The organism is Microbacterium deminutum, from assembly GCF_039530205.1.
Lineage (GTDB): Bacteria > Actinomycetota > Actinomycetes > Actinomycetales > Microbacteriaceae > Microbacterium > Microbacterium deminutum.
In genome coordinates this window covers 139,087-160,896 of record NZ_BAAAOG010000003.1, presented here as the reverse complement: position 1 = coordinate 160,896, position 21,810 = coordinate 139,087, and the positions used below count along the sequence as shown (strand labels likewise).

The following is a 21,810-nucleotide window of genomic DNA, read 5'->3' as shown; positions in this document are numbered from 1 at the left end:
TCGCGACCGGCGTAAGGGATGGGTCCCCGCCGGGGGAGTGCGAGGAATGCGTGCGACTAGCGTAGAACGAGAGGCCAGGACGTGTCTGAAAGGCGGCTGAAGTGGCAGACGACGATCGCAGTCCCGAGGAGGAATTCCAGGAGCTGCTCAGGCAGCTCCTCGGCGGCGGAAGCGGCGAACTCGATGCCGAGCAGCTTTCGCGGCTCTCGGGCATGAACATCGATCCCGCCATGATGCAGACCCTCATGCAGCAGCTGCAGGGCGCCTTCGCCGCCGGCGGTGAGGGCGGCATCTCGTGGGATCTCGCCAAGCGCCAGGCGCTGCACATCGCCAACCAGGATGGGCTGGGCGTGACGACGGGGCAGCGCACCGACCTCGACCAGGCGTTCGCCCTCGCGACGCTGTGGCTGAGCGAGGCCACCACGATCTCAGAGCTGTCCGCCGCACCCCAGGCGATGACCCGTGGCGGATGGGTCGAGGCGACGCTGCCGTTCTGGCAGGAGCTCGCGGAGCCGGTCGCGACGAGCATCGCCGACGCGCTCACCGAGGCGCTGCAGGAGCAGGCGCCGGAAGAGATGCAGAACCTCGTGCAGGGCGCTGGGCGCCTCATGCGCACGGTCGGCGGCTCGCTCTTCGCGTCGCAGCTCGGCCAGGTCGTCGGAGAGCTTTCGAAGGAGGTCGTGAGCGGCGGGGATGTCGGCATCCCGATCATGCCGGATGGAATCGCCGCGATCCTGCCGCAGAACTTCGCGGACTTCGGTCGCGATCTCGAGATCCCCGATGACCAGCTCGCGCTGTATGCCGCGGTGAGGGAGCTCGCCCACGCGCGGCTGTTCCGGCACGCCCGCTGGCTGCGGCTGCACGTGATCTCGCAGATCACCGAGTTCGCGCGCGGCGTCCATGTCGACACCGAGGCGCTCGAAGACCTCGCGTCGCGCTTCGACCCGTCCGAGCCCGAAGAGCTGCGGCGGGCACTCGAGAGCGGCGCGCTGCTGCCCGCGCGCTCCGACGCGCAGGACGCCGCCCTCGCACGTCTCGAGAACCTCCTCGCGACGGTCGAGGGCTGGGTGGATGTCGTCACCGAGAACGCGGCATCCCGCCTCCCGTCGGCCGATCGCATGGCCGAAGCCGTCCGTCGCCGTCGTGCGGTGGGCGGCCCGGCGGAGCGCGCGCTTGGCTCGCTGGTGGGACTCGAACTGCGCCCGCGCCGGCTGCGCGAGGCCGCCGCGATGTGGCGGGCGGTGACGGATGCCGTGGGCGTCGCCGCGCGCGACTCGCTGTGGGACTACCCCGACTTCATGCCGTCGGCCGAGGACATCGACGATCCGGCGGGACTCGTCGCCCGTCTCGAGGCCCGCGCCCGCGGCGAGGCGCCCGAGCCGGACGAGATGGACGACGCGCTCGCGCGGCTGCTCGCCGGCGAGGAGGGTCCTGCGGAGCCCGGCGAGGGTCCTGCGGGGCGCGGCGAGGGTCCGGTGGAGCCCGGCGCCGGCGATTCGGCCGGAGACGAGGATTCGGGGGCGTCCCCGGACGACCACCGGCCTGTGTAGGACCTCTCCTCCCCAGCCTCGTGAGCGCGGCAATGTGCCTCGCGTGAGCTGTGGAATCGGTCGACACGGCCTGGCGCGTCGCGACAATCGGGGAATGCTCCGACTCGACCCCGCGCATCCTCCGCTCTGGCGCAGCCCCACGACGCTACAGTTCGGCGCCGACGCGGTTGCGGTCGTCGAGGATCCCACACCCTGGCAGCAGCGCCTCGTGAACGAGCTCGAGCGCGGCATCCCGGATGACGCGCTCGAGCCCGTCGCCTCGGCCTTCGGGGCACCCGATCACGCGGCCACCGACTTCGTCCGCCGCATCGGGCGCGCGATGGCGGCGTCCCACGCCGCCGCACCCCGCCGGGTCGTCGTCCAGGTGCCGACGGACTTTCCCGCCGACCGCGCCGACGCCGTCGCGCTGGCCATCGCGTCGACGGGACTCGAGGTCGCCTTCACCGCGTGGCACGATGCACCCGATGAGCAGTTCCGGGATGCCGCGCCCGTCGTCGTCCTCGCTCAGCACGTCGTCGTACCGCGGCGCGCGGCGGTGCTCATGGCACACGACATCCCGCACCTTCCGGTCGTCTTGACCGGCACCGGGGCCGAGGTCGGACCTTACGTGCGGCCGGGTCGGACGCCGTGCCTCGCGTGCCTCGCCGCGCACCGGCGCGATGCGGACCCGACGTGGCCGCTCGTCGCCGCGCAGCTGATCGGGCGCCCGGTGGCGGGGGTGGACCCCTCGATCCTCTGCGAGGCGGGGATCGTCGCTGCCAGGCAGATCAGCGACGGCGAACGGCGCCCGGCGCGTCAGACGACGCCGTCGCTGACCCTGCGCGCCGGATCGCTGCATCGGACTTCGCGGGAGCATCGGCCGCACGCAGACTGCCGCTGCCGATCTCTCGCAGGAAACGGGACGACTGCCGATCCCGCTGACCTCGCGCCCACGACAGCGCGAGAGTTCGCGCGGCCCGCGTGATTCCCACGTATGCGAGCCGTCGCTCGTCGTCGATCTGCTCGAAGGTCGTCGCGTACGAGATCGGGAGCAGTCCCTCGGAGAGGCCGACGATGTGCACGTGGTCCCACTCGAGACCCTTCGCGGCGTGGATCGTCGCCAAGGTGACGGTGCGCAGCGCAGGCTCGTCCTGGGTCCGCGCGCGGGCGGTCAGCTCGTGGGTGAACCCGCGCAGCGTCGTCCCTGCCGGGGCCTCTTCGGCCAGGCGGAGGATGGCCGCCCGGGCCTCCCACGCGTCGCGCAGGGCTCCCCCTGCCGCGGGCGGATCATCCGTCAGCCCGCGCGAACGCAGTACGTCGCGCACCGTGTCGACGAAGCCCGTCTCGATCGGGGCGACCGTCGCGGCCCGCAGCTCCATGACCGCCTGGCGCACCTCCGGAAGGTCGAAGAACCGCCGCCCCCCGAGAACCGTCGACGCGATGCCCGCGTCGGCGAGCGCCGCGATGAGCTCGGCGGACTGGGCGTGGGCGCGGTAGAGCACCGCGATGGTGCGCGGATCGCTGCCGCCTGCGATCTGCTGGGCGATCCGGCGTGCGACGCCGCGGGCTTCGGCCTCGTCGTCGTCGAATGCCGTGACGGTGGGCAGCGAGGGTGTGCGGGCGGCGCGGGGGGGCGCGTCGCGCGGGGCGGTACCACGGGGGGCGGTGTCGCGGGGGGTGGTGTCGCGAGCGGTGGTGTCGCGGGGGGTGGTGTCGCGGGGGGTGGTCTCGGGTGATCCGGCGGGTGCGGCGACGTCTCGCGAGGTGACGTCCTGCGCAGCGACCAGCTGGAGGGCGCCGGGCCGGTCCCGCATGAGATCATTCGCCACCGCGAGGATCGCGGCATCCGATCGATGGTTGGTCTGCAGCCGGATGACGACGGCTCCGTCGTGGCGACTCTCGAAGCCGAGCAGGAATCTCGCATCGGCGCCTGCGAACGAGTAGATCGTCTGGCTCGCGTCTCCCACGACGCACAGATCGCGACGATCGCCGAGCCACAGTTCGAGGAGGCGATGCTGCAGCGGCGAGACATCCTGGAATTCATCGACGGTGAAGTGGCGGTACTGCTCCTGCACCGCCCGCGCGATGTGAGGCTCGGCCTCGAGCATGCCGGCGCACGCCAGCAGGACGTCTTCGAAGTCGAGCTGGCGACGCTCGTCCTTGAGCTTCTCGTACGCGCGATGCAGATCGGCGACGCGCTCGACCGTCAGCCGTCCGATCCCCTGCGGGCGGGCCGCGGCATACTCGTCGATGCTGCGCATCGTCACCTTGCGCCACTCGATGCCGCTTGCGACGTCGCGCAGCGTGGCGACATCCGCGCCGATCCCGATGAGGTCGGCCGCGTGAGCGAGCATCCGCACCTTGTTGTCGACGATGCCCGGCATGGTGTCACCGGCGAGAGTCGGCCAGAAGAAGTTGAGCTGCGCCAGGGCCGCCGCGTGGAACGTGCGAGCCGACACTCCGGCAACCCCGAGCGTGCGCAGACGCCCTCGCATCTCGCCCGCAGCCTTGGCTGTGAAGGTGACCGCCATGACCCGGCCGGGCGAGTACGCGCCGGTGTCGATGCCATGGGCGATGCGGTGCGTGATGACACGGGTCTTGCCCGTGCCGGCCCCGGCGAGCACGACGACGGGCCCCCGGAGGGTCGTGACCGCCTCGAGCTGCTGATCGTCGAGTCCCGCGAGCACGCCTTCGCTCACGCGTCCCCCTCGAACCAGCCGCGGATCAGGCGATGCGCGATGGACGCTCGCCCGGGCAGGAGCAGCTCGTTCTCACCTGCGAGCCCCGCACCGATCTCATCGCGGGTGAACCACCGGACGGCGACGATCTCCTCGCCGTCAGCGACGGCCGCGGCGTCGTCGGCCGCCGTGGCGTAAAAGCCCAGCATGAGCGAGCGAGGGTAGGGCCAGGCCTGGGATCCGCGATAGCGGATGTCGACGGCATCCACGCCCGCTTCCTCGTGCAGCTCTCGGTGCACGGCGGCCTCCAGCGACTCCCCCGCTTCGACGAAGCCCGCGAAGCACGAGAACCGGTTCACGCCCCACAGGGCGTTCGACCCGAGCAGCAGCCGATCCGGATCGGCGGCGCTGGTGATCGCGACGATGACAGCCGGGTCGGTCCGGGGGAAGTGCTGTCGGCCGCAGGACGGGCAGCGGCGAGACCAGCCGGCGTCGGCGAGGTCGGTCAGCGCGCCGCACGCGGGGCAGTGCGGCGAGTCCAGCAGCCAGCGGCCGAGGCTGAGCGCCTCGACGAACGCGTCCGCGTCGGGCGCCGACAGTGCTCCCCCGACCATTCGCAGCCCCGCCCACCCGGCCGGAGCAGCGAACAGGGGTTCGTCGGCAGGGGGGAAGACGGCGGCGAGCAGCGCGCCGCCCTCATCGCCGCGCCCGAGGAAGGCCCACTGACCGCCGTCGGGGATGCCGCGCGCGGGCGACCAGAGGAGCGCACCAGCACCGGCCAGCGGCGCGGCGTCGCCGGCGATCGCCAGCACCCGGGTTGCGGCATCCGCCCGAGCGGTCTCGATGAGGTCCGCCGTCGCGCGTTCTGCGGCGGCCCGGTCGATCGCGGCGCCGGCGAGCGGCGGGAGCTTGGTGCTGTCGGGCGCCGTCATCGGCAGGATCTCCGCTTCATCGATCGTCCTGGGCGTGGTCGACCGGCCAGGGCGTGGCGCGGGGGCGGACGGGAGTACCCGACCTACCCTGGGCACATGGCACGCTCACCCCTCACTCTAGCCGCGTCCGTGACGTCGGCTCTTCCCCGGGTCGGCGTCGTCGGAGTCGGCGCGCTCACCGAAGGCGCCGCCGGGCGCTACGACGCGGCGATCGCCGAGCTCGACGACGGTCGCCGCGTGGTGATACGCGTTCCCGCAGACGACACCGCTGTTCCCGAGCTCGCCGCCGAGGTGCGGGCACTGCGCGCGCTGACCCCCGGCGTCCGCGGTCTGCTTCCGTTCCGAGCACCGGAGCTGCTCGGTGAAGCGGGCATCGGCGACTCGCGAGCGGTCGTCGTCGACTTCCTTCCCGGCTACCGCGTCGACGCGGCGCATCTGCCGCCTGGGCGCGGCGCGGCCACGTCGCTCGGGGCATCCCTTGCCGCCCTCCACGCGCTGCCGCTGTCGATCGTGCGCACCGAGGGCCTGCCGGTCCGCACCCCGCAGCAGGTGCGCACCGACACCGCCCGGCTGATCGACCGGGCAGAGGCCACCCGGCGCACCCCGAAGGCACTCCTCAGCCGCTGGCAGCGGGCCGTCGCCGCCGACGAGCTGTGGCGATTCGAGTCCGCCGTGGTTCTCGGCGGTGCAGGTGCGGCGTCGTTCCTCTTCGATGACATCGACGGCGTGCCGCAGGTGACGGGGCTGCTCGAATGGCACGGACTCTCGGTCGGCGACCCGGCGGCCGACCTGCAGTGGCTGGCGTCGGCGCCCGCCGCGGCGGACGACGTGTATGCGGCCTACGTCGCTCACAGCGGCCGCGCTCCCGACGCCCGCACGCGTGAGCGCTCGCGCCTGTACGCCGAGCTCGAGTTCGCGAAGTGGCTGATCCACGGCCACGAAGCAGGTCGGCAGGATGTGATCGACGACGCCGTGGCGCTGCTCCAGTCGCTCGGCGCGGGAGTCGCCGGCGACGACATCCTGACCGACGACGCGCTCGATGTCGACGACGCGATCGCGCTCCTGGACCGGATGCCGGATGCCTCACCGGTCGCGGTGGACACCTCGATGCAGACCGACGCATACGATCCCGAAGAGCTGTCGCTGTGGATCACCACCGAGCAGGGCGACGAGGCCGATCCAGCGGAGACCGCCCAGGACCCCGCCCTGGCCGACACTGCGCCCGTGGCGGGTGGGCGCAAGCGCACCTCCGCCGGTGCCACGTCTTCGGATGCCGCGGCCGGCGCGGCCGCCCGAACCGCGAGCACCTGGCACCCCGACGAAGTCTCGACCGCGCCGATCGATCTGTCGTCGCTGGACTCCAGGGCCGATCACGTCTCGGACGCCGATGAGGAGCGCGAGGCCGAGCGCGCCTCACGGGCGGCGTTCCAGCGCTGGGCGAGCTCGGACTCGGAGTAGACCCGATCCGAGCGGATGACGAGGTCGTCCGACACGTAGTACAGCACCACGTCGATGTCGTCGAGCCGAACGCCGTGCCGCTTGTGGTACGCGACGCGGTAGAGAGCCAGCTGGAACAGCCGCTCGTCACGCTGCGCGGCCGACGTCGGCGGACGGCCGGTCTTCCAGTCCACGATCTCGATGCGCTCCCCGCGCCGGTAGACCGCATCGAGCTTGCAGACGACGGTGCCGAGGCCGACGGCTCCGGCCAGCCTGACGTCGATCTCGGTCTCGACCTCGATCGGCCGCAGGTCCGCCCACTCCGACCTGAGAAATGTTGCGGTGAGCCGTTCGAGCTCGGCCGCATCCGCGCGTGACGCCTCGGTCTCGACGTGCTCCTCGTCGTCGATCTCCCACAGACCGTCGTCGAGCGACACGCCGCGTCCGGCGAGCCCGGAGCGCTGCTCCACCCAGGCGTGGAAGAGCGTGCCGCGCCGCGTCTGGTCGTAGGGCCGTTCGGGCACCGGCCTCGCGATCGACCGGACCGTTCCGGCGAAGTCGTCGACGAAGTCCTTGAACCGGGATGCCGCGACCCGAGCCGGCGCGTCGTGCTCCACCGGACGACCACGAGCCGCCCGCTCGAGGAGCAGGCGCTCGAGCTGCTGCGACGGCTCGGCGCGGTGCGCGTCCGCGATCGCCGTCTCGACGACCGCCGCGGCGGCGCGCACCCGATCGCCGCGGGAGCCGAGCGGATCGAGGGGCCACTCCAGCGTTGCGCCCAGCCGGCCCTCATACGGGTTCACACCGGAATCGTCGAGGTCGATCGGATCGAGCTCCAGCGCCGAGACGATCTCTTCGAGATATGCGCTGGGCTTGCGGGCCTCCTTCTGGCCGCCCCACTGCGACCCCGTCAGCAGAAGTTCGCTGCGCGCCCGGGTCACGGCCACGTAGGCCAGCCGGCGCTCCTCACGCTCCTGATAGTCCTTGCTCTGCGCCTTGAACGCCGCGATCGCACCCTGCAGCCCGCGGCGATCCGTCGGCAGGTCGGGATCCCACGCGAGCGACGGCAGCGCCGCGCGGTCGCCGCGGAACGGGTAGGGCAGAACGCCGAATCCCAGCCAGCCGAGCGTCGTGCGGGCCCGCTTGGGCAGCTCGTCCTGGACGAGGCGGACGACGGCGACGGCATCCCACTCCAGGCCCTTCGCCCCGTGGATCGTGAGCAGCTGCACGACACCGGGTTCGGGCGGCTCGGGCCGGGGCATGAGCTCGTCCGTCTCTTCGGCGTGGTCGAGCCACGCGAGGAGGCTCCCGATCGAACCTCGGTCGTCGGCGGCGAGGAACGTCCGGATCTCGTCGACGAACGACCGAAGCTGCGTCCCCGCGAGGCGAGCAGGGCCCCGGCTCTCATTGGCGGAGAGCTCGATGTCCAGCCCCAGTTCGAGCTCGATGGCCCGGATCAGCTCGGGCACCGGCTGGGCGACGGCGCCGCGCAGCCGCTCCAGAACGGCAGCCGCCTCCTTCAGCCGGCGAACTCCCGCCGCGGTGAATCCGGACAGCAGCCCGTGGTCGGCCGGCAGCACTCGCACGACATCGAGGGCATCCACGATCGACACCTGCTCGTCGATGCCCACCGAGCCGCGAAGCCGCTGCACCAGGTGGTCGGGCAGTCGTGCGAACGACTCGTCGCGCTGGGCGAGCGTCGCCGCCAGTTCGTGGAGCGCCGCCATGTCGGCCACGCCCACCGCGAAGCGCGGCCCGACGAGCAGCCGGATGAGCGAGGACCCCTGGGACGGGTCGCTGAGCACGCGCAGCGCGGCGACGACGTCGACGACTTCCGGCGTTGACAGCAGACCGCCGAGGCCGAGGATGCGGTGCGGGATGCCGCGCTCGGCCAGCGCGTCGGCGAACACCGACATGTGCCGTTTGGCGCGGAACAGTATCGCTCCCGAGTGGGGCGCGTCGTGCGCCTCCGAGTGGTTCGTCCGCACCTCGGCGAACCACGCCGCGACCGCGGCAGCCTCGGCCTCGATGGTCGCCTCGAAGGCGCGGGTCACGCGCCCTGCCGCCGCTCGGGGCCGGGGGGCGAGCGGCGGCACCTCGATCCCGGAGGGCCCGGCACCGCCGATCAGACGGTTCGCCGCATCCAGGATCGTCCGATCGTTGCGCCAGCTCACCATCAGCGCGAACGTGTCGCACTGCGATGCGCGCGCGAACGCCCGGGGGAACCCGCCGAGGTTGTCGGCGCTCGCGCCGCGCCACCCGTAGATCGATTGATGCGGATCCCCGACGGCCATGACCGGCGCGTCGTGGAAGATCGCGGCGAGCAGATCCGTCTGGATGACCGACGTGTCCTGATACTCGTCGAGCAGCACGACGCGGTACTGGTCGCGAAGCTCGGCGGCGACCTCGGGCGCCCGCGTGACGATCTCGAGGGCGCCTGAGACCTGATCCGCGAAGTCGAGCGAGTTGCCTGCCTGCTTCGCCCGCGCGTAGTCCTCGACCAGGCCCGCGAGGACGGGGAGCCCGCTCATCGCGACGTGCAGCTTCTCGATGTCGCTGGGAGAGGCCAGCGAGGGGTTCACAAGAGGCGCGACCGCCGCGGCGAAGCGCGCGCCGAACGCGCTCACGTCGGCCGCGTCCACGCGGTTGTCGAGCATCTCCCCGGCGAGGCGCTGCACGGCATCGACGACGGTGCCGAACCGGTCCTCGCGCTCCGCGAGCCGCTCATCGACCGACTTGATCACGACGCGACGAGCGGTGAGCCACGACCCGGACTGGCTGAGGAGCGCGGCTTCGGCATCCCGTCCGATGCGAGCGGCGTGCTCGCGCACGATCGCGTCGGCGAACGCGTTGTATGTGGTCACGCGCGGCCGCAGCAGCGTGTCTTCGGAGACGGGGTGCGCGATTCCGGCTGCCGAGACTGCGGCGCCGAGCCGATCGGCGAGCCGGTCGAGCTCGTCGCCGAGCGCGGAGCGACGTCGTCGCTCCGGCAGCGTCCCGACACGGGCCCACATCTCGCCGAGGACGCCGGAGGCTGCCAGGCCGTCGAGATGCGGCAGCAGCCCCCGCCGGGAGTACTCATCCATGCGCGCCAGCCGCGACTCGATGCGCTCGGCCAGCTCGCCCGCGGCCTTGCGCGTGAAGGTGAGCCCGAGGACTTCGTCGCGACGGACGTGACCGTTCGCGACCAGCCACACCACCCTGCCCGACATCGTCTCGGTCTTGCCGCTTCCTGCACCCGCGATGACGAGTGCAGGGCTCGGATAAGCCTCGATCACCGCCCGCTGGTCGGCGGTGGGCTCGGGAAGTCCGAGCGCGGTCGCGATCACGGACGCACTGAGCCCGAGGTCGCCGGCCCAGGCGGCGACCGGAGCAGGGGATGTCACGAGGCGCTCACCGCCCGGACGGTGTGAAGCCGGCAGACGGCGAACCGATCGTCGGTGCAGTGGGCGTCGACGTTGGCGATGAAGGATGCCGACGCCATCCCGCGCGCGTCCTCGGCGATCCGCAGCAGGAACGCCGTGCGCTCGTCGGGTGCCATCGCGGCCTGGTGGGCGATGCGGTACTCGGTGTTCTTGAGCGTCCGCGAAAGGACGAGCAGCCGGGCGCCGGCATTGGACGCGCCTTCGACGCCGTCGACGAGCCCCTCGCTGACGGCGAGCTGGTACGCGGCGAGCTGCGCGTCCTCGCGCACCTTCTCGTCGGAGACGCGCGACTCCGACCGGCCCGTCTTGAGGTCCATCACGACGACCCTGGGGCTGCCCGCGCCGTCGATCGGCACCCCCTCGCCGCGGCCGGGTGGGTACAGCTCGAGGCGGTCGATCGAGCCGCTCAGCACGGCCGCGGGAACGTGGGGACGGTCCTCGCCCTCGATGACGGGCCACACCCGAGGTTCGGCATCCGGCCTGTCGGGAAGCTCCACCGCGAGTCGGAACCGCGTCTCGGCGCCGACCGCGACCCCGCCCTCGTGATGGAACCGTCGCAGATAGGAGTGCAGGCGCCGTACCAGCGTGTCGGCCCAGACGCGCTCCTGACGCTCGAGCCACGGCGCCTCGAACTCGAGCTCGCCCCATCGCGCGTCGACGACCGCTCGGAGGGCCGCGAGCTCCCCTTGCGGAGCCTCTTCCATCGCCGCGTGGAGGATCGTTCCGAGGCCGGAGGAGAACGACCGGGTGTCACCGCCCAGCGCGCGGATCGCCCAGTCGAGGCCGCACTTCTCGAATCCCTCGAGTCGCGAGGGCGACACGCGCACGGGGCCTGCCGCGAGGTCGTGAAGCGGCGTCCTCGACGAGGCGGCGCGCATGCCGTACCACTGCTCGGAGCGGGCGCCTGCAACGCCCGCGTCGGCCAGGAGGGCGAGCTGGCCGGCGGCATACCGGCGGTCGGCCGCATCGGCGGAGGCGGTGAGTGTTCGCCGGTGCTGCGCGACCAGACCGCGAAGCGTCAGCGGATGCTCGGCGGCGCTCGCGGCATCCTCACCGGGCTCGGGCAGGTAGGCGAACAGCGCGCTCGGGCCGGTGTCGTCGTCGGATGTCGCGGTCACGACGAGCCGCGACCGCGCGCGTGACAGCGCCCGGACGAAGAGCCGCAGCTCCTCGTGCAGCACGGCGCGACGCCGATCCAGCACGGCCGGGACGAGTGCCTCGCGGCCGCCGCGCCACGCGAGGGCCGCATCCGCCAGCCGCCAGCCGTCGAGGAGCCCGCCACGCAGCCGTGTGTTGGGCCACACGGCGTCCTGGACGCCCGCGACCACGACCGCCTCGAACTGGGCGCCGAGCGCCGCGGCCGGCGTGAGCAGGGCGACAGCGCCAGTGCGCTCGGGAGCGGTGAGCAGGTCCTCGGGCACCTCGCTGTCGAGGATCTCCCGGATGAAGCGATCGGGACCCTCCTCAGGCGCTCGCTCGACGGCGCGCTTGGCCGCGCCGAAGAGCGCGACGAGCGCATTCAGGGCGCGGCCCGCCTCTTCCGCGGCCGGGCCCGAACCGGCCGCCTGCTGTGTCCACCTGCGCTCGAGTCGCGACCGTTCCCACACGATCCACAGCAGCTCGTGGATGGTCGCCCCTCGCGCCGCCTCATCCCGAACCTTGGTGAGCGTCACCGCGAGCGCCTCCGCCCGTCGCGCCTCGGGTGCGTCGATGAGGGCGAGCTGGGCGGGCTCGGCGATCGCCTCGGCGAGCAGCTCGCGCGCTGAGCGCGACCGGCCGTCGGCGAGCTCGGCGACGCGCAGCCTCGCGCGCACGCGGCGAAGCCCGACCGCATCCAATCCGCCGTACGGCGTCACGAGCGCGTCCGCCAGCGCGTCCGGATCGCGCTCCGCCGGAGCCGTCAGCGCCAGCCGGACGAGCCCGACCAGGTCGCGCACGACGGACTCCCTGCCGAGCGGCCGCGGCACGCTCGCGGCGCGCGTGGGCACCTCGCGCGCCGCGAGCTCCACCTCGAGCTGGGCGATCTGGCGGGTGTCGTGGGCGATCACGGCGAGCGCGCTCCACGGCATCCCCGACATGACGTGCCACTCGCGCAGCGTGCGTGCGATGCGGTCGACCTCTTCGAACGGCGAAGCCGCGATGATCGTCGTGACCGAGATGTCGTCGTCCACCGCCGGGCCAGGGGCACGGCGGTGGTCGACGCGACTTCCCGCGCCGATCGACGCCGTGACGGTGCGGGTGAGGCGCGTGAGCGCGGGCGAGGCGCGATGCGGGCGGTCGAGAACGTGGACCGCGCCCAGCAGGCCGATGAGGTCGTCGAAGAGCTCGGGCCCCGCGCCGCGGAAGCCCCCCGAGCCGATGTCGGGGTCGCCGAAGGCGAGCACCGCGAGCCCTCGTCGCCGGGCCGCGTCGAGCAGCGCGATGCCGCCTCGCGTGAGCTCCTGTGCGTCGTCGACGAGCACGACCCGCAGCGCCGCGGCAGGTCCGATCCGCTCGGGGGCCGCGGTCGCGAGCAGCACCCCCGCCTCGCGCACGAGCTCGGCCGGATCCCGGTGGGCCGGCCGCATGCGCGCGAGCGTGTACCGGTACTCCTCGAACAGGGTGGCGGCGGCGATCCACGACGGCCGCTCGTGCAGAGCGCCGAGCCGCGCGAGGTCGGCCGGCAGGAGGTCGAGCTCGGAGCACTGCGCGTAGAGCGCCCGCAGCTCGGCTCGGAACGCCCGCGAGCGCCGCACCTGGTCGCCGAGGCTCTCCGGCCAGCGGGGGCGTCCGGCGGCGGCATCCTCTTCATCTCCGGCGAGCAGCTCTGCGATGATGCGGTCCTGGTCGCCGGCCGTGAGCAGCTGGGGCAGCGCGTCCTTCGCCGAGACGGCGGCAGAGCGCACGAGCTGGAAGGCGAACGAGGCCGTCGAGCGGGCGAGCGGGCCGGGCGTCGCGAGGTCGAGCCCGCCGCCGAGTCGGTCGCGCAGCGCGGTGGCGGTCTGCCGTGTCGGCGTCAGCACGATGATCTCGTCCGGCGTGACCACGCCCTGCGCGAGCAGTCGCTCCACGCGCGCGACCAGCGCTGTCGTCTTGCCCGTGCCGGGGGCGCCGACCACGACGCCGGATGCCTCGCGCGGCAGCTCGACCAGCGCACGCTGACGCTCGTCCAGCGCGAGCGCCGCGCCGGATTCCGCCCTCGACACCATGTCCTCGACGGTACCGCCCTCGCCCGACATGGACGTTCGCCGACAGCGTGCGCCGCGCGGCCGGAGCCTCTGCAGGGGTGTCGTAGAGTTGCCATGCGCACCCGCACCGCGGGTCGCAGCGCAGGCGGATGCCTGCAGCGCAGGCGAGAGTCCGCCCCGCACGAGGAAGGCAAGTCACGTGGAGATCCGCATCGGCATCGCGAACACCGGCCGCGAACTCAGCTTCGAGACGAACGAGGCCGCTGCGGCCGTCAAGAAGTCGATCTCGACGTCTCTCGACGCGGGCGCCACGCACATCAGCTTCACCGACAACAAGGGCAACTCGTACATCGTCCCCACCGGCGGACTCGCCTACATCGAGCTGGGCACCGAAGAATCCCGTCGCGTCGGCTTCGTCGCCTGACCCGGACACGGCCGTGCAGATCCTCATCGCCCTGATCGTCGGCGCCGTCATCGGTCTCGGCATCCACCTCCAGCTCCGCGAGCGCGCCACCCGTGGCGTCGTCCTCGGACCCGTCATCGGCGCGCTGTCGGCGGGACTCGCGTGGATGCTCCTCACCTGGGCGGGCGTCGGCATCGACACGCCATGGCCGTGGCTCTCGGCGATCGTCGTGCCGATCGCGGTCACCTATCCGACGCTGATCGTGCTGACCCGCGTCCGGCTCGCCCACGACACCCGCGAGCGCGCGCGACTCAAGATCAGCTGACCCCTCCGGCCCACGGAGGCGGGAAGAACGGCGGATGCCGCGGCCTACGCCGCGAGACCCATCGCGTCCATCCGCCGCGAGTGCGCAGCCATCAGCTCGGTGAACACCGGCTCGACCTTCTCCTCGTCCTCGGCGCCCAGTGTCGCCGGCCGCAGCGCCGCCCGCGCGATCAGCAGCGTGTCGCCGACCAGGCGTCTCCCCCAGAGCGCCAGCAGCGACTTCCACTCCGGATCGCTCTCGATCGTCGCGGCGATGATGTCGACGATCGCCTCCCGGTCGTTGTCGCCCTGGAGCACGCGCGCGACGCGACGACCGGTCTCGCCGTAGCTCGCCGACAGCGCGAGATAGAAGTCGTCGAGCATCCCCGCGGTGATGTGCACCGCGAGCATCGTCTCCTGTGAGCGCACGCCGTGCGTCTCGCGCCGGAAGGCGTCGAGCGGCTCGCGGAACGGGAGCATGACGTCGGTCGGGTCGTCACCGCGATCGCGGATGAGCGCGACCAGCGCTTCGTGCTTGGTGAGCGCGGCCCCCGCGGCACGGGACAGCGAGTCCTTCTGCATCAGCTCCGGCGTCGAGGCGATGAGCTCGCTCAGCGTCTCGAAGAACCCGAGCTGCAGGTAAGCAGCCTGTCCGAGGAAGGTGTCGATGTCGGGCGCGAGCTCCTCGAAGTCCACCCGGGTCGCGTCGCCGGCATCGCCGCGGGAGCGCAGCTTGAGAGCGCGCTCGCCCTTTCTCGGGCGCTGCCAGAACCACGTGACCACGGCCCCCAGCATAAGGGTCGGCCTCCGCGCCGACCGTCGGGACGTCATCCGGACGACCGCCCGGTATCCTGGGAGGGTCCCCGGCGACGGATCGGGGCCCCCGCGCCTGTGGCTGAGTGAAGGGCGTGGACCATTCCCACCTCCCGGGCGGCATCTCACCGCCCAGACAGGCATTCATCGTGACGACCTTCGCCGAACTCGGCGTGGACCAGGACATCGTCGACACCCTCGCCGCCAAGGGCATCGTCGACGCTTTCCCCATCCAGGAGCAGACCATCCCCCTCGGCCTTCCCGGCCAGGACATCATCGGCCAGGCCAAGACCGGCACCGGAAAGACCTTCGGCTTCGGCATCCCTGTCGTGCAGCGCCTGGGTCTCGACCCCGCGCCCGGCGTCAAGGCGCTCATCGTGGTGCCGACGCGCGAGCTGTGCGTGCAGGTGTACGAAGACATCGACATGCTGACCTCGGGCCGCAGCACGAGCGTCGTCGCCATCTACGGCGGCAAGGCCTACGAGGGCCAGATCGAGCAGCTGAAGGCCGGCGCGCAGATCGTGGTCGGCACTCCTGGCCGTCTCATCGACCTCAACAACCAGCGCCTCCTCGACCTGTCGCACGCGACCGAGGTCGTGCTCGACGAGGCCGACAAGATGCTGGACCTCGGATTCCTCCCCGACATCGAGAAGATCTTCCAGAAGGTGCCGCCGGTCCGCCACACCCAGCTCTTCTCGGCGACGATGCCCGGCCCGATCGTGGCGCTGGCACGCCGTTTCATGTCGAACCCCATCCACATCCGCGCCACGGACCCGGATGAAGGCCTCACCCAGGCCAACATCCGCCACCTCGTCTACCGGGCGCACTCGCTCGACAAGGACGAGGTCATCGCGCGCATCCTGCAGGCCGACGGTCGGGGCAAGACCCTGATCTTCACGCGCACCAAGCGCGCGGCACAGCGTCTGTCCGATGAGCTCGGCGACCGCGGGTTCAACACCGCGTCGGTGCACGGCGACATGAGCCAGGAGGCGCGGGAGCGCTCCATGGCCGCCTTCAAGGCCGGCAAGCGCGACGTTCTCATCGCGACGGATGTCGCCGCCCGCGGCATCGATGTCAACGACGTCACGCATGTGATCAACCACACGATCCCCGACGACGAGAAGACCTATCTGCACCGGGCCGGCCGCACCGGCCGCGCCGGCAAGACCGGGATCGCGGTGACGTTCGTCGACTGGGAGGACCTGCACAAATGGGCCCTCATAAACCGCGCACTCGAATTCGGTCAGCCGGACCCGGTCGAGACATACTCGTCGAGCCCTCACCTGTTCGACGAACTCGACATCCCCGCCGGGACGAAGGGGCGCATCGCGACGGCGCCGAGGACCCAGACCGTGAAGACCCAGAACCCTCGCGGACAGCAGCCCGAGCGCGCGGCGGACGCCGCGGCCGAGGGGTCCGACGAGAGCGGCACCCGTCGCCGCCGTCGTCGTCGCGGAGAGGCGAGCCCCGTCGGCTCGACGTTCGCGGAGGGGTCGGAGGCCGGTGCGTCCGGAACCGCATCGTCCGAGGCGGCCGAGAACCGCGGCGCCGACGGCGCCGGCACGCACGACGGCGCGGGCAAGGAGCACCACGACGGCAAGCCGGCGCCCGCCCGCCGCCGTCGCCGTCGCCGCGGGGGCGCGGTCGGGTCCGCGGGGATCTCCGCCGCCGGGGCCTGAGCCTCGGCATCCGTCGCCGGATCAGGCGGTGCGCCGGACTCACCCCGACGCCATCCGGCTAACCCCGATTCGGCGGTCAGGGGTAGACCGGCGCGGTGCCGGTCGCCGCATCGATGATGCGTTCCACCATGACGTCGTCCGTGGTGTTCTCGCCCGGCTGGTTGGGCTTTCCCAGTCCGTGGTAATCGCTGGATCCGGTGACGACGAGGTCGTGCTCGCGGACGATCCGCCGGAGGGTCCGGATGCCGCTCTCGAGGTTCTCGCGATGAGCCAGTTCGAATCCAGCGAGGCCGGCCGACAGCATCCGGTCGAGAAGATCGGCGGGCAGCACGCCGGCGCGACCCGCCGGATGCGCGATGACGGCGACTCCGCCGGCGCCGACGACGAGCCGCACCGCGGTCACCGGATCCGGCGCGAACAGCGCCACGTAGTAATCGCCCCGGGGATTCAGGATGCTCGAGAAGGCCTCCGCGCGGTCGCGCACGAGCCCCCGGGCGACCAGCGCGTCGGCGATGTGCGGTCGACCGACCGTCGCGCCGGCGGAGGTCTGCGCGAGGATGTCGTCCCAGTGCAGGTCGTAATCGCGCGCGATGCGATCGGCCATGAGGCGCGCGCGGTCCAGCCGCGACGAGCGGATGCGGTCGGTCATCGCGCGGAGCCCGGCCTCATCGGGATCGACGAGGTACGCGAGCACATGGACGCTGCGCCATTCGTGGCGGGCCGAGAGCTCCATGCCCGGCAGGAACGTCATGCCGAGGGATGTCGCGGCCTCGGCCGCCTCGGCCCAGCCGGACGTCGTGTCGTGGTCGGTGAGCGCCGCAGTGCGCAGCCCGTGTCGGTGGGCGGCCGCCATCACCTGCGCCGGGGACTCGGTGCCGTCGGAGTGGACGGAGTGCAGGTGGAGGTCGCTCGGGCCTTCGAATCGACGCGTCCCCTGCACGTGTCGAGCGTAGCGTGCGAGGTCGCATCGACCTGGTCTCACGGCATCCGCTCACCGGCGAAGGAAACCCGCCGCGCACGGCGCGCGCAGTGACGGATCTCCCAGACTGCTGACATAGAGTCGCGGTCGTGCTTCGCCTCGTCGGAATCCTGGTGACGGTGCTGTTCGCGATCGGAGCAGCCGTCCTCACCTGGCCGTCGTTCTTCCGGGTCGAGAGGCACTATCCGGTCGCCCAGATCGTCTCGTTCCGGGGCCTCGTCGTGCTCGCCTTCGCGGGAGTGCTGATCGTCGCGCTCCTGCTCGCGATCGCACGGCCGGTCCGCGGCTTCGCGCTCTCGATCGCCCTCATCGCAACGGTCGCCGTGATCGTCGGCGGTGTGACGATGGTCTCGCGAGGCCTCGGCACCGATGCGCTCCCCGCCAAGACCGCGAGCAGCATCCGCGTCATGACCTGGAACACGGCCGGCGAGGCGACCTCGGCGAAGACGGTGGCGCAGATCGCGGTGGCGATGGATGCCGACATCGTGACCCTGCCCGAGACGACCATCAACACCGGCGAGCAGGTGGCCCTCGCCATGCGGGCACTCGGACACCCGATGTGGGCGCACCACACGGAATACGGCACCGACGGCTGGGATGCCCGGTCCACCACGCTGCTCATCTCGCCGAAGCTCGGGGACTATGCCGTGATCAAGTCCTCGCAGGACGGCTCCAGCAACACCTCGACCGTGCCGAGCGCGGTCGCGATGCCGACATCCGGCAACGGCCCGATCGTGGTCGCGGCGCACGCGGTCGCCCCGCGCCTGAACTACATGCAGCACTGGCGCGACGACCTGCAGTGGCTGGCCGACCAGTGCGCCGACAAGAACGTGATCCTCGCCGGGGACTTCAACGCGACCCTCGACCACATGGGCGCGCTGGGGGTCGACGGCGGCACGCTCGGCCGCTGCCACGACACCGCCAGCGAGACCGGCAACGGCTCGGTCGGCACGTGGGCGGTCGACATGCCGGCGCTGCTCGGCGCGCCGATCGACCACGTCATGGCGTCGTCGGGATGGAAGGCCACCGGCTCGCTGGTGCTTCGCTCGCTCGCCGACTCGACGAGCGACCACCGACCCCTGATCGTGCAGCTGGAGCCTGCCGGCTGACGCGGGCGCCTCGCGCACGCGCGTGCGAGACTGGACGCATGAGCACGACAGCTGACAGCGACACGATCGCGCAGACCGAACCCGAGAAGACCTCCACCTCCGTCAACCGGCGTCAGCCGTACGGCCAGGGCTTCCTCGACACCATCTCCACAGGCTGGGCGGAACGCCCCGACTCCCCTCCCGCGCAGCGCGAGCAGGCCGCCTTCGCCGCCGCTCGCCGTGACGCGGTGTCGGCCGCCTTCGCCGGCAAGCGCCTCGTCATTCCGGCCGGTGACCTCAAGCAGCGCAGCAACGACACCGACTACCCCTTCCGGGCCCACTCCGCGTTCTCGCACCTGACCGGGTGGGCGGCGGACTCCGAACCGGGCTCGACCCTCGTCTTCGATCCGCGCCCCGAGGGCGGGCACGACGTCACGCTCTACTTCCGCGAGCGCGCGGATCGCACGACGCCGGAGTTCTACTCGAACGCGTCGATCGGCGAGTTCTGGATCGGGCCGCGCCCGCCGCTCGCGGGGGTCGCATCCGACCTCGGTGTCGCCACCGCTCACATCGACGCCTTCGAAGCGGCCGAGGACGACCTGGTGGTGGATGTCGACGAAGACCTCACCCGGTTCGTGTCCGAGCTGCGCCTGCTGAAGGATGCATACGAGATCGCCCAGATGGAGCTCGCGGTCGAGGTCACCGCGCGCGGATTCGACGACATCGTGTCGAATCTCCCCGCGATCATCGAGCACCCGCGCGGCGAGCGCATCGTCGAGGGTGTGTTCCATCACCGCGCGCGCAGCGACGGCAGCACCGTTGGATACGACACGATCGCGGCATCCGGTCCCCACGCGTGCTACCTGCACTGGACCCGCAACGACGGCGCCGTGGTTCCCGGAGACCTCATCCTCATCGACGCGGGCGCCGAGGTCGACAGCCTCTACACCGCCGACATCACGCGCACCCTGCCGGTGAGCGGGACCTTCAGCGAGATCCAGCGCCGTGTGTACGAGACGGTGCGCGAGGCCGCGGATGCCGCCTTCGCGGCGGCGAAGCCAGGGGTTCAGTTCCGCGCGGTGCACGAAGCGGCGATGCAGGTGATCGCGGCGCGGGTCGCCGAGTGGGGTCTGCTGCCCGTCACCGCCGCGGAGGCGCTGGATGCCGACTCCGGCGGGCATCACCGCCGCTACATGGTGCACGGCACGAGCCATCACCTCGGCATCGACGTGCACGACTGCGCGCAGGCCCGCCGCGAGATGTACTACGACGGGATCCTCGAGCCGGGGATGGTCTTCACGATCGAACCAGGGCTGTACTTCCAGATCGACGACCTCACGGTCCCGCAGGAGTACCGCGGCATCGGCGTGCGGATCGAGGACGACATCCTCATGACCGGAGACGGACCGGCGAACCTCTCAGCCGGGATCCCGCGCACGGCCGACGAGGTCGAGGCCTGGGTCGCACGACTGAGCCCCCCTGGTCGTTGAGCGAGCGCCGCAGGCGCGAGCAGAAGCGCGCCGGACAGACATACAGCGCTCCCCCGTCGTTCACCACGAGGCCGACCCTGTCGGGCACGTTCGGGATGTCGGCATCCACCCACTGGCTGGCGACCGCGAGTGCACAGGCGGTCCTCGAACGCGGCGGCAACGCCTTCGACGCGGTGGTAGCGGGAGCCTTCGTGCTGCACGTCGTCGAGCCCCACCTCAACGGCCCGGGAGGCGACCTCGTCGGCATCTTCGCGACGGCGGATGCCGCGGCCCCCACCGTCCTGATGGGCCAGGGCCACGCGCCTGAGGCCGCGACGATCGAGCGATACCGGGCCGAGAACCTCGAGCTGGTGCCGGGCGCGGGCGGTCTGGCCGCCGCCGTCCCCGGCGCCGTCGATGCGTGGCTGCTGCTGCTGCGCGACCACGGCACGTGGGAGCTCGCCGATGTGCTGGCCTACGCCATCGGCTACGCGCGCGACGGGCACGCGCTGGGACCTGGTGCCGCCGCCACGATCGGCCGCGTCGCGCAGCTCTTCGCGGACGACTGGACGACATCGGCCGACCTGTGGATGCCGACGGGCGCCCCGCCCGCCGCGGGGACCGTCGTGCGCAATCCGGCGTACGCGGCCGTCCTCGACGGCCTGGTGCACGCGTCGTGCACCGTCCGCGACGATGGTCCGGTCGGGCGCGCTGCCCGCATCGATGCGGCGCGACGCGAGTGGAAGACGGGGATCGTCGCCCACGAGGCATCCGCGTTCCTCGCCCAGCCGCACCGTCACTCCAGCGGCGGCCTGCACGCCGCGGTGATCACCGCCCAGGACTTCGCCTCGTTCGATGCGGGCTACGAGGCCGCCGTCACCCGGGAATTCCGCGGACGCACGATCGCGAAGGCGGGAGCGTGGACGCAGGGGCCCGCGATCCTCCAGACGCTCGGGATGCTGGATCCCCTTGCCGACGGGCTGCTCGACCCGTCGAACGAGGCGGGCGCGCACACCATCCTCGAGGCGCAGAAGCTCTCGTTCGCCGATCGCGACGTGTGGTTCGGCGACGACGACGTCGACGTGGACTCGCTGCTCGCGGACGACTACCTCGACGAGCGGCGATCGCTGATCGGGGACGCTGCCGCGACGACCTTCCGGCCCGGCGCGCCCGCGGGGCGCGCTCCTGTCCATCCGCCGCTGCGTACGACCGCCGTCTCCGCCGCGGGCACCGGCGAGCCGACTGTGGCAGTGCCCAAAGGGGCTCCGCCCCAAACCCCCGGCTTGCTGACGCGCGCCACGGGCGAGACCCGCGGCGACACCTGCCACATCGACGTGATCGATCGGTGGGGCAACATCGTGTCGGCGACGCCGTCGGGCGGCTGGCTGCAGTCGTCGCCGACGATTCCCGCGCTCGGCTTCTCTCTCGGCACCCGCCTGCAGATGACGTGGCTGGAGCCCGGCCATCCGTCCGCGCTGCAGCCGGGTCGCCGTCCGCGAACGACGCTGACGCCGACCCTCGTGCTTCGCAACGGCGTTCCCGAGTTCGCGATCGGCTCGCCGGGCGGCGATCAGCAGGACCAATGGCAGCTGCTCGTGCTGCTGCGGATGATCGTCGGCGGATACACGCCGCAGGAGGCGATCGATGCTCCTTCCCTGCACACCACGGCACTGCTCGACTCCTTCTGGCCCCGCGGCTGGACGCCTGCCGGCGCGGTCGTGGAGGACCGCCTGGGCGACTCGCTGATCGCAGGACTCGAGCGGCGCGGTCACGAGGTGACGCGTGCCGGCGACTGGGCGCTCGGCCGGGTGTCGGCGGTGGGACGCGACGCAATCTCGGGGCAGCTGTGGGCGGCATCCAACCCGCGCGGCATGCAGGGGTACGCCGCGGGGCGGTGACGCCCCGGAC

The 21,810-nt window shown here is 72.0% G+C and carries 15 protein-coding genes; 8 read left to right on the top strand and 7 right to left on the bottom strand.

The window, feature by feature from the left end; translation table 11 throughout:
• The first annotated feature begins 101 nt into the window (after window positions 1-101).
• Window positions 102-1,550 carry a zinc-dependent metalloprotease gene (locus ABD212_RS10985; protein ID WP_344094482.1) on the top strand — a complete coding sequence of 483 codons (1,449 nt, stop codon included), beginning with the start codon at window positions 102-104 and terminating at the stop codon, window positions 1,548-1,550.
• A gap of 145 nt (window positions 1,551-1,695) precedes the next feature.
• Here the strand turns inward: ABD212_RS10985 and ABD212_RS10980 are convergent, their stop codons facing one another.
• The 3 genes from ABD212_RS10980 to nudC form a co-directional block, all read right to left on the bottom strand.
• Window positions 1,696-2,112, bottom strand: a complete 417-nt coding sequence (locus tag ABD212_RS10980) for a hypothetical protein (protein WP_344094478.1) — start codon at window positions 2,110-2,112, stop codon at window positions 1,696-1,698.
• Window positions 2,113-2,317: 205 nt separating this feature from the next.
• Window positions 2,318-4,228 carry an ATP-dependent helicase gene (locus ABD212_RS10975; RefSeq protein ID WP_344094475.1) on the bottom strand — a complete coding sequence of 637 codons (1,911 nt, stop codon included), beginning with the start codon at window positions 4,226-4,228 and terminating at the stop codon, window positions 2,318-2,320.
• Window positions 4,225-5,139: an NAD(+) diphosphatase gene (gene nudC, locus ABD212_RS10970; protein ID WP_344094473.1), complete on the bottom strand. Its 915-nt coding sequence runs from the start codon at window positions 5,137-5,139 to the stop codon at window positions 4,225-4,227. The genes ABD212_RS10975 and nudC overlap by 4 nt, the downstream gene beginning before the upstream one ends.
• Window positions 5,140-5,235: 96 nt before the next feature.
• On the opposite strand from nudC, the gene ABD212_RS10965 reads away from it, so the two are divergent.
• The gene (locus ABD212_RS10965; RefSeq protein ID WP_344094470.1) at window positions 5,236-6,597 is read left to right on the top strand and encodes a phosphotransferase; all 1,362 of its coding nucleotides are present in this window, start codon (window positions 5,236-5,238) and stop codon (window positions 6,595-6,597) included.
• Here ABD212_RS10965 and ABD212_RS10960 read toward each other — a convergent pair.
• Together ABD212_RS10960 and ABD212_RS10955 are read right to left on the bottom strand one after the other, a co-directional pair.
• Entirely contained in the window at window positions 6,510-9,962 is a 3,453-nt protein-coding gene (locus tag ABD212_RS10960; RefSeq protein ID WP_344094467.1) for an ATP-dependent helicase, read from the bottom strand. The two genes, ABD212_RS10965 and ABD212_RS10960, sit on opposite strands and share 88 nt — an antisense overlap.
• A complete protein-coding gene (locus ABD212_RS10955; protein WP_344094464.1) occupies window positions 9,959-13,189 on the bottom strand; it encodes a PD-(D/E)XK nuclease family protein in 3,231 nt (1,076 codons plus the stop codon). Before ABD212_RS10955 ends, ABD212_RS10960 begins: the two co-directional genes overlap by 4 nt.
• Before the next feature lie 178 nt (window positions 13,190-13,367).
• Between ABD212_RS10955 and ABD212_RS10950 the strand changes: the two genes are divergently transcribed.
• Together ABD212_RS10950 and ABD212_RS10945 are read left to right on the top strand one after the other, a co-directional pair.
• Window positions 13,368-13,592 (top strand): DUF3107 domain-containing protein, encoded by a 225-nt coding sequence (locus ABD212_RS10950; RefSeq protein ID WP_344094460.1) that lies wholly within the window; start codon window positions 13,368-13,370, stop codon window positions 13,590-13,592.
• A gap of 13 nt (window positions 13,593-13,605) precedes the next feature.
• Complete coding sequence (locus ABD212_RS10945) at window positions 13,606-13,896, top strand: hypothetical protein (protein WP_344094458.1); 291 nt, start codon at window positions 13,606-13,608, stop codon at window positions 13,894-13,896.
• Window positions 13,897-13,940: 44 nt separating this feature from the next.
• Here the strand turns inward: ABD212_RS10945 and ABD212_RS10940 are convergent, their stop codons facing one another.
• A complete protein-coding gene (locus tag ABD212_RS10940; RefSeq protein ID WP_344094456.1) occupies window positions 13,941-14,657 on the bottom strand; it encodes a ferritin-like fold-containing protein in 717 nt (238 codons plus the stop codon).
• Between the two features lie 179 nt (window positions 14,658-14,836).
• Here ABD212_RS10940 and ABD212_RS10935 point away from each other — a divergent pair, with 179 nt between their 5' ends.
• Complete coding sequence (locus ABD212_RS10935) at window positions 14,837-16,366, top strand: DEAD/DEAH box helicase (protein ID WP_344094454.1); 1,530 nt, start codon at window positions 14,837-14,839, stop codon at window positions 16,364-16,366.
• A gap of 76 nt (window positions 16,367-16,442) precedes the next feature.
• On the opposite strand, the gene ABD212_RS10930 is transcribed toward ABD212_RS10935, so the two are convergent.
• A complete protein-coding gene (locus ABD212_RS10930) occupies window positions 16,443-17,306 on the bottom strand; it encodes a PHP domain-containing protein (RefSeq protein WP_344094452.1) in 864 nt (287 codons plus the stop codon).
• Window positions 17,307-17,434: 128 nt separating this feature from the next.
• On the opposite strand from ABD212_RS10930, the gene ABD212_RS10925 reads away from it, so the two are divergent.
• The 3 genes from ABD212_RS10925 (at window position 17,435) to ABD212_RS10915 (ending at window position 21,800) form a co-directional block, all read left to right on the top strand.
• Window positions 17,435-18,454, top strand: coding sequence for an endonuclease/exonuclease/phosphatase family protein (locus tag ABD212_RS10925; RefSeq protein ID WP_344094450.1), 1,020 nt, complete (start codon window positions 17,435-17,437; stop codon window positions 18,452-18,454).
• Between the two features lie 38 nt (window positions 18,455-18,492).
• Entirely contained in the window at window positions 18,493-19,923 is a 1,431-nt protein-coding gene (locus ABD212_RS10920; protein ID WP_344094448.1) for an aminopeptidase P family protein, read from the top strand.
• A gap of 95 nt (window positions 19,924-20,018) precedes the next feature.
• Window positions 20,019-21,800 carry a gamma-glutamyltransferase family protein gene (locus ABD212_RS10915; protein WP_344094735.1) on the top strand — a complete coding sequence of 594 codons (1,782 nt, stop codon included), beginning with the start codon at window positions 20,019-20,021 and terminating at the stop codon, window positions 21,798-21,800.
• Window positions 21,801-21,810 lie beyond the last annotated feature (10 nt).

What these genes read in the sequence shown, in the direction of transcription:
- nudC (WP_344094473.1), bottom strand. Translation starts at nt 5,139, where the DNA reads ATGACGGCGCCCGACAGCACCAAGCTCCCGCCGCTCGCCGGCGCCGCG.
- ABD212_RS10965 (WP_344094470.1), top strand. Translation starts at nt 5,236, where the DNA reads ATGGCACGCTCACCCCTCACTCTAGCCGCGTCCGTGACGTCGGCTCTT.
- ABD212_RS10955 (WP_344094464.1), bottom strand. Translation starts at nt 13,189, where the DNA reads ATGGTGTCGAGGGCGGAATCCGGCGCGGCGCTCGCGCTGGACGAGCGT.
- ABD212_RS10920 (WP_344094448.1), top strand. Translation starts at nt 18,493, where the DNA reads ATGAGCACGACAGCTGACAGCGACACGATCGCGCAGACCGAACCCGAG.
- ABD212_RS10915 (WP_344094735.1), top strand. Translation starts at nt 20,019, where the DNA reads ATGTCGGCATCCACCCACTGGCTGGCGACCGCGAGTGCACAGGCGGTC.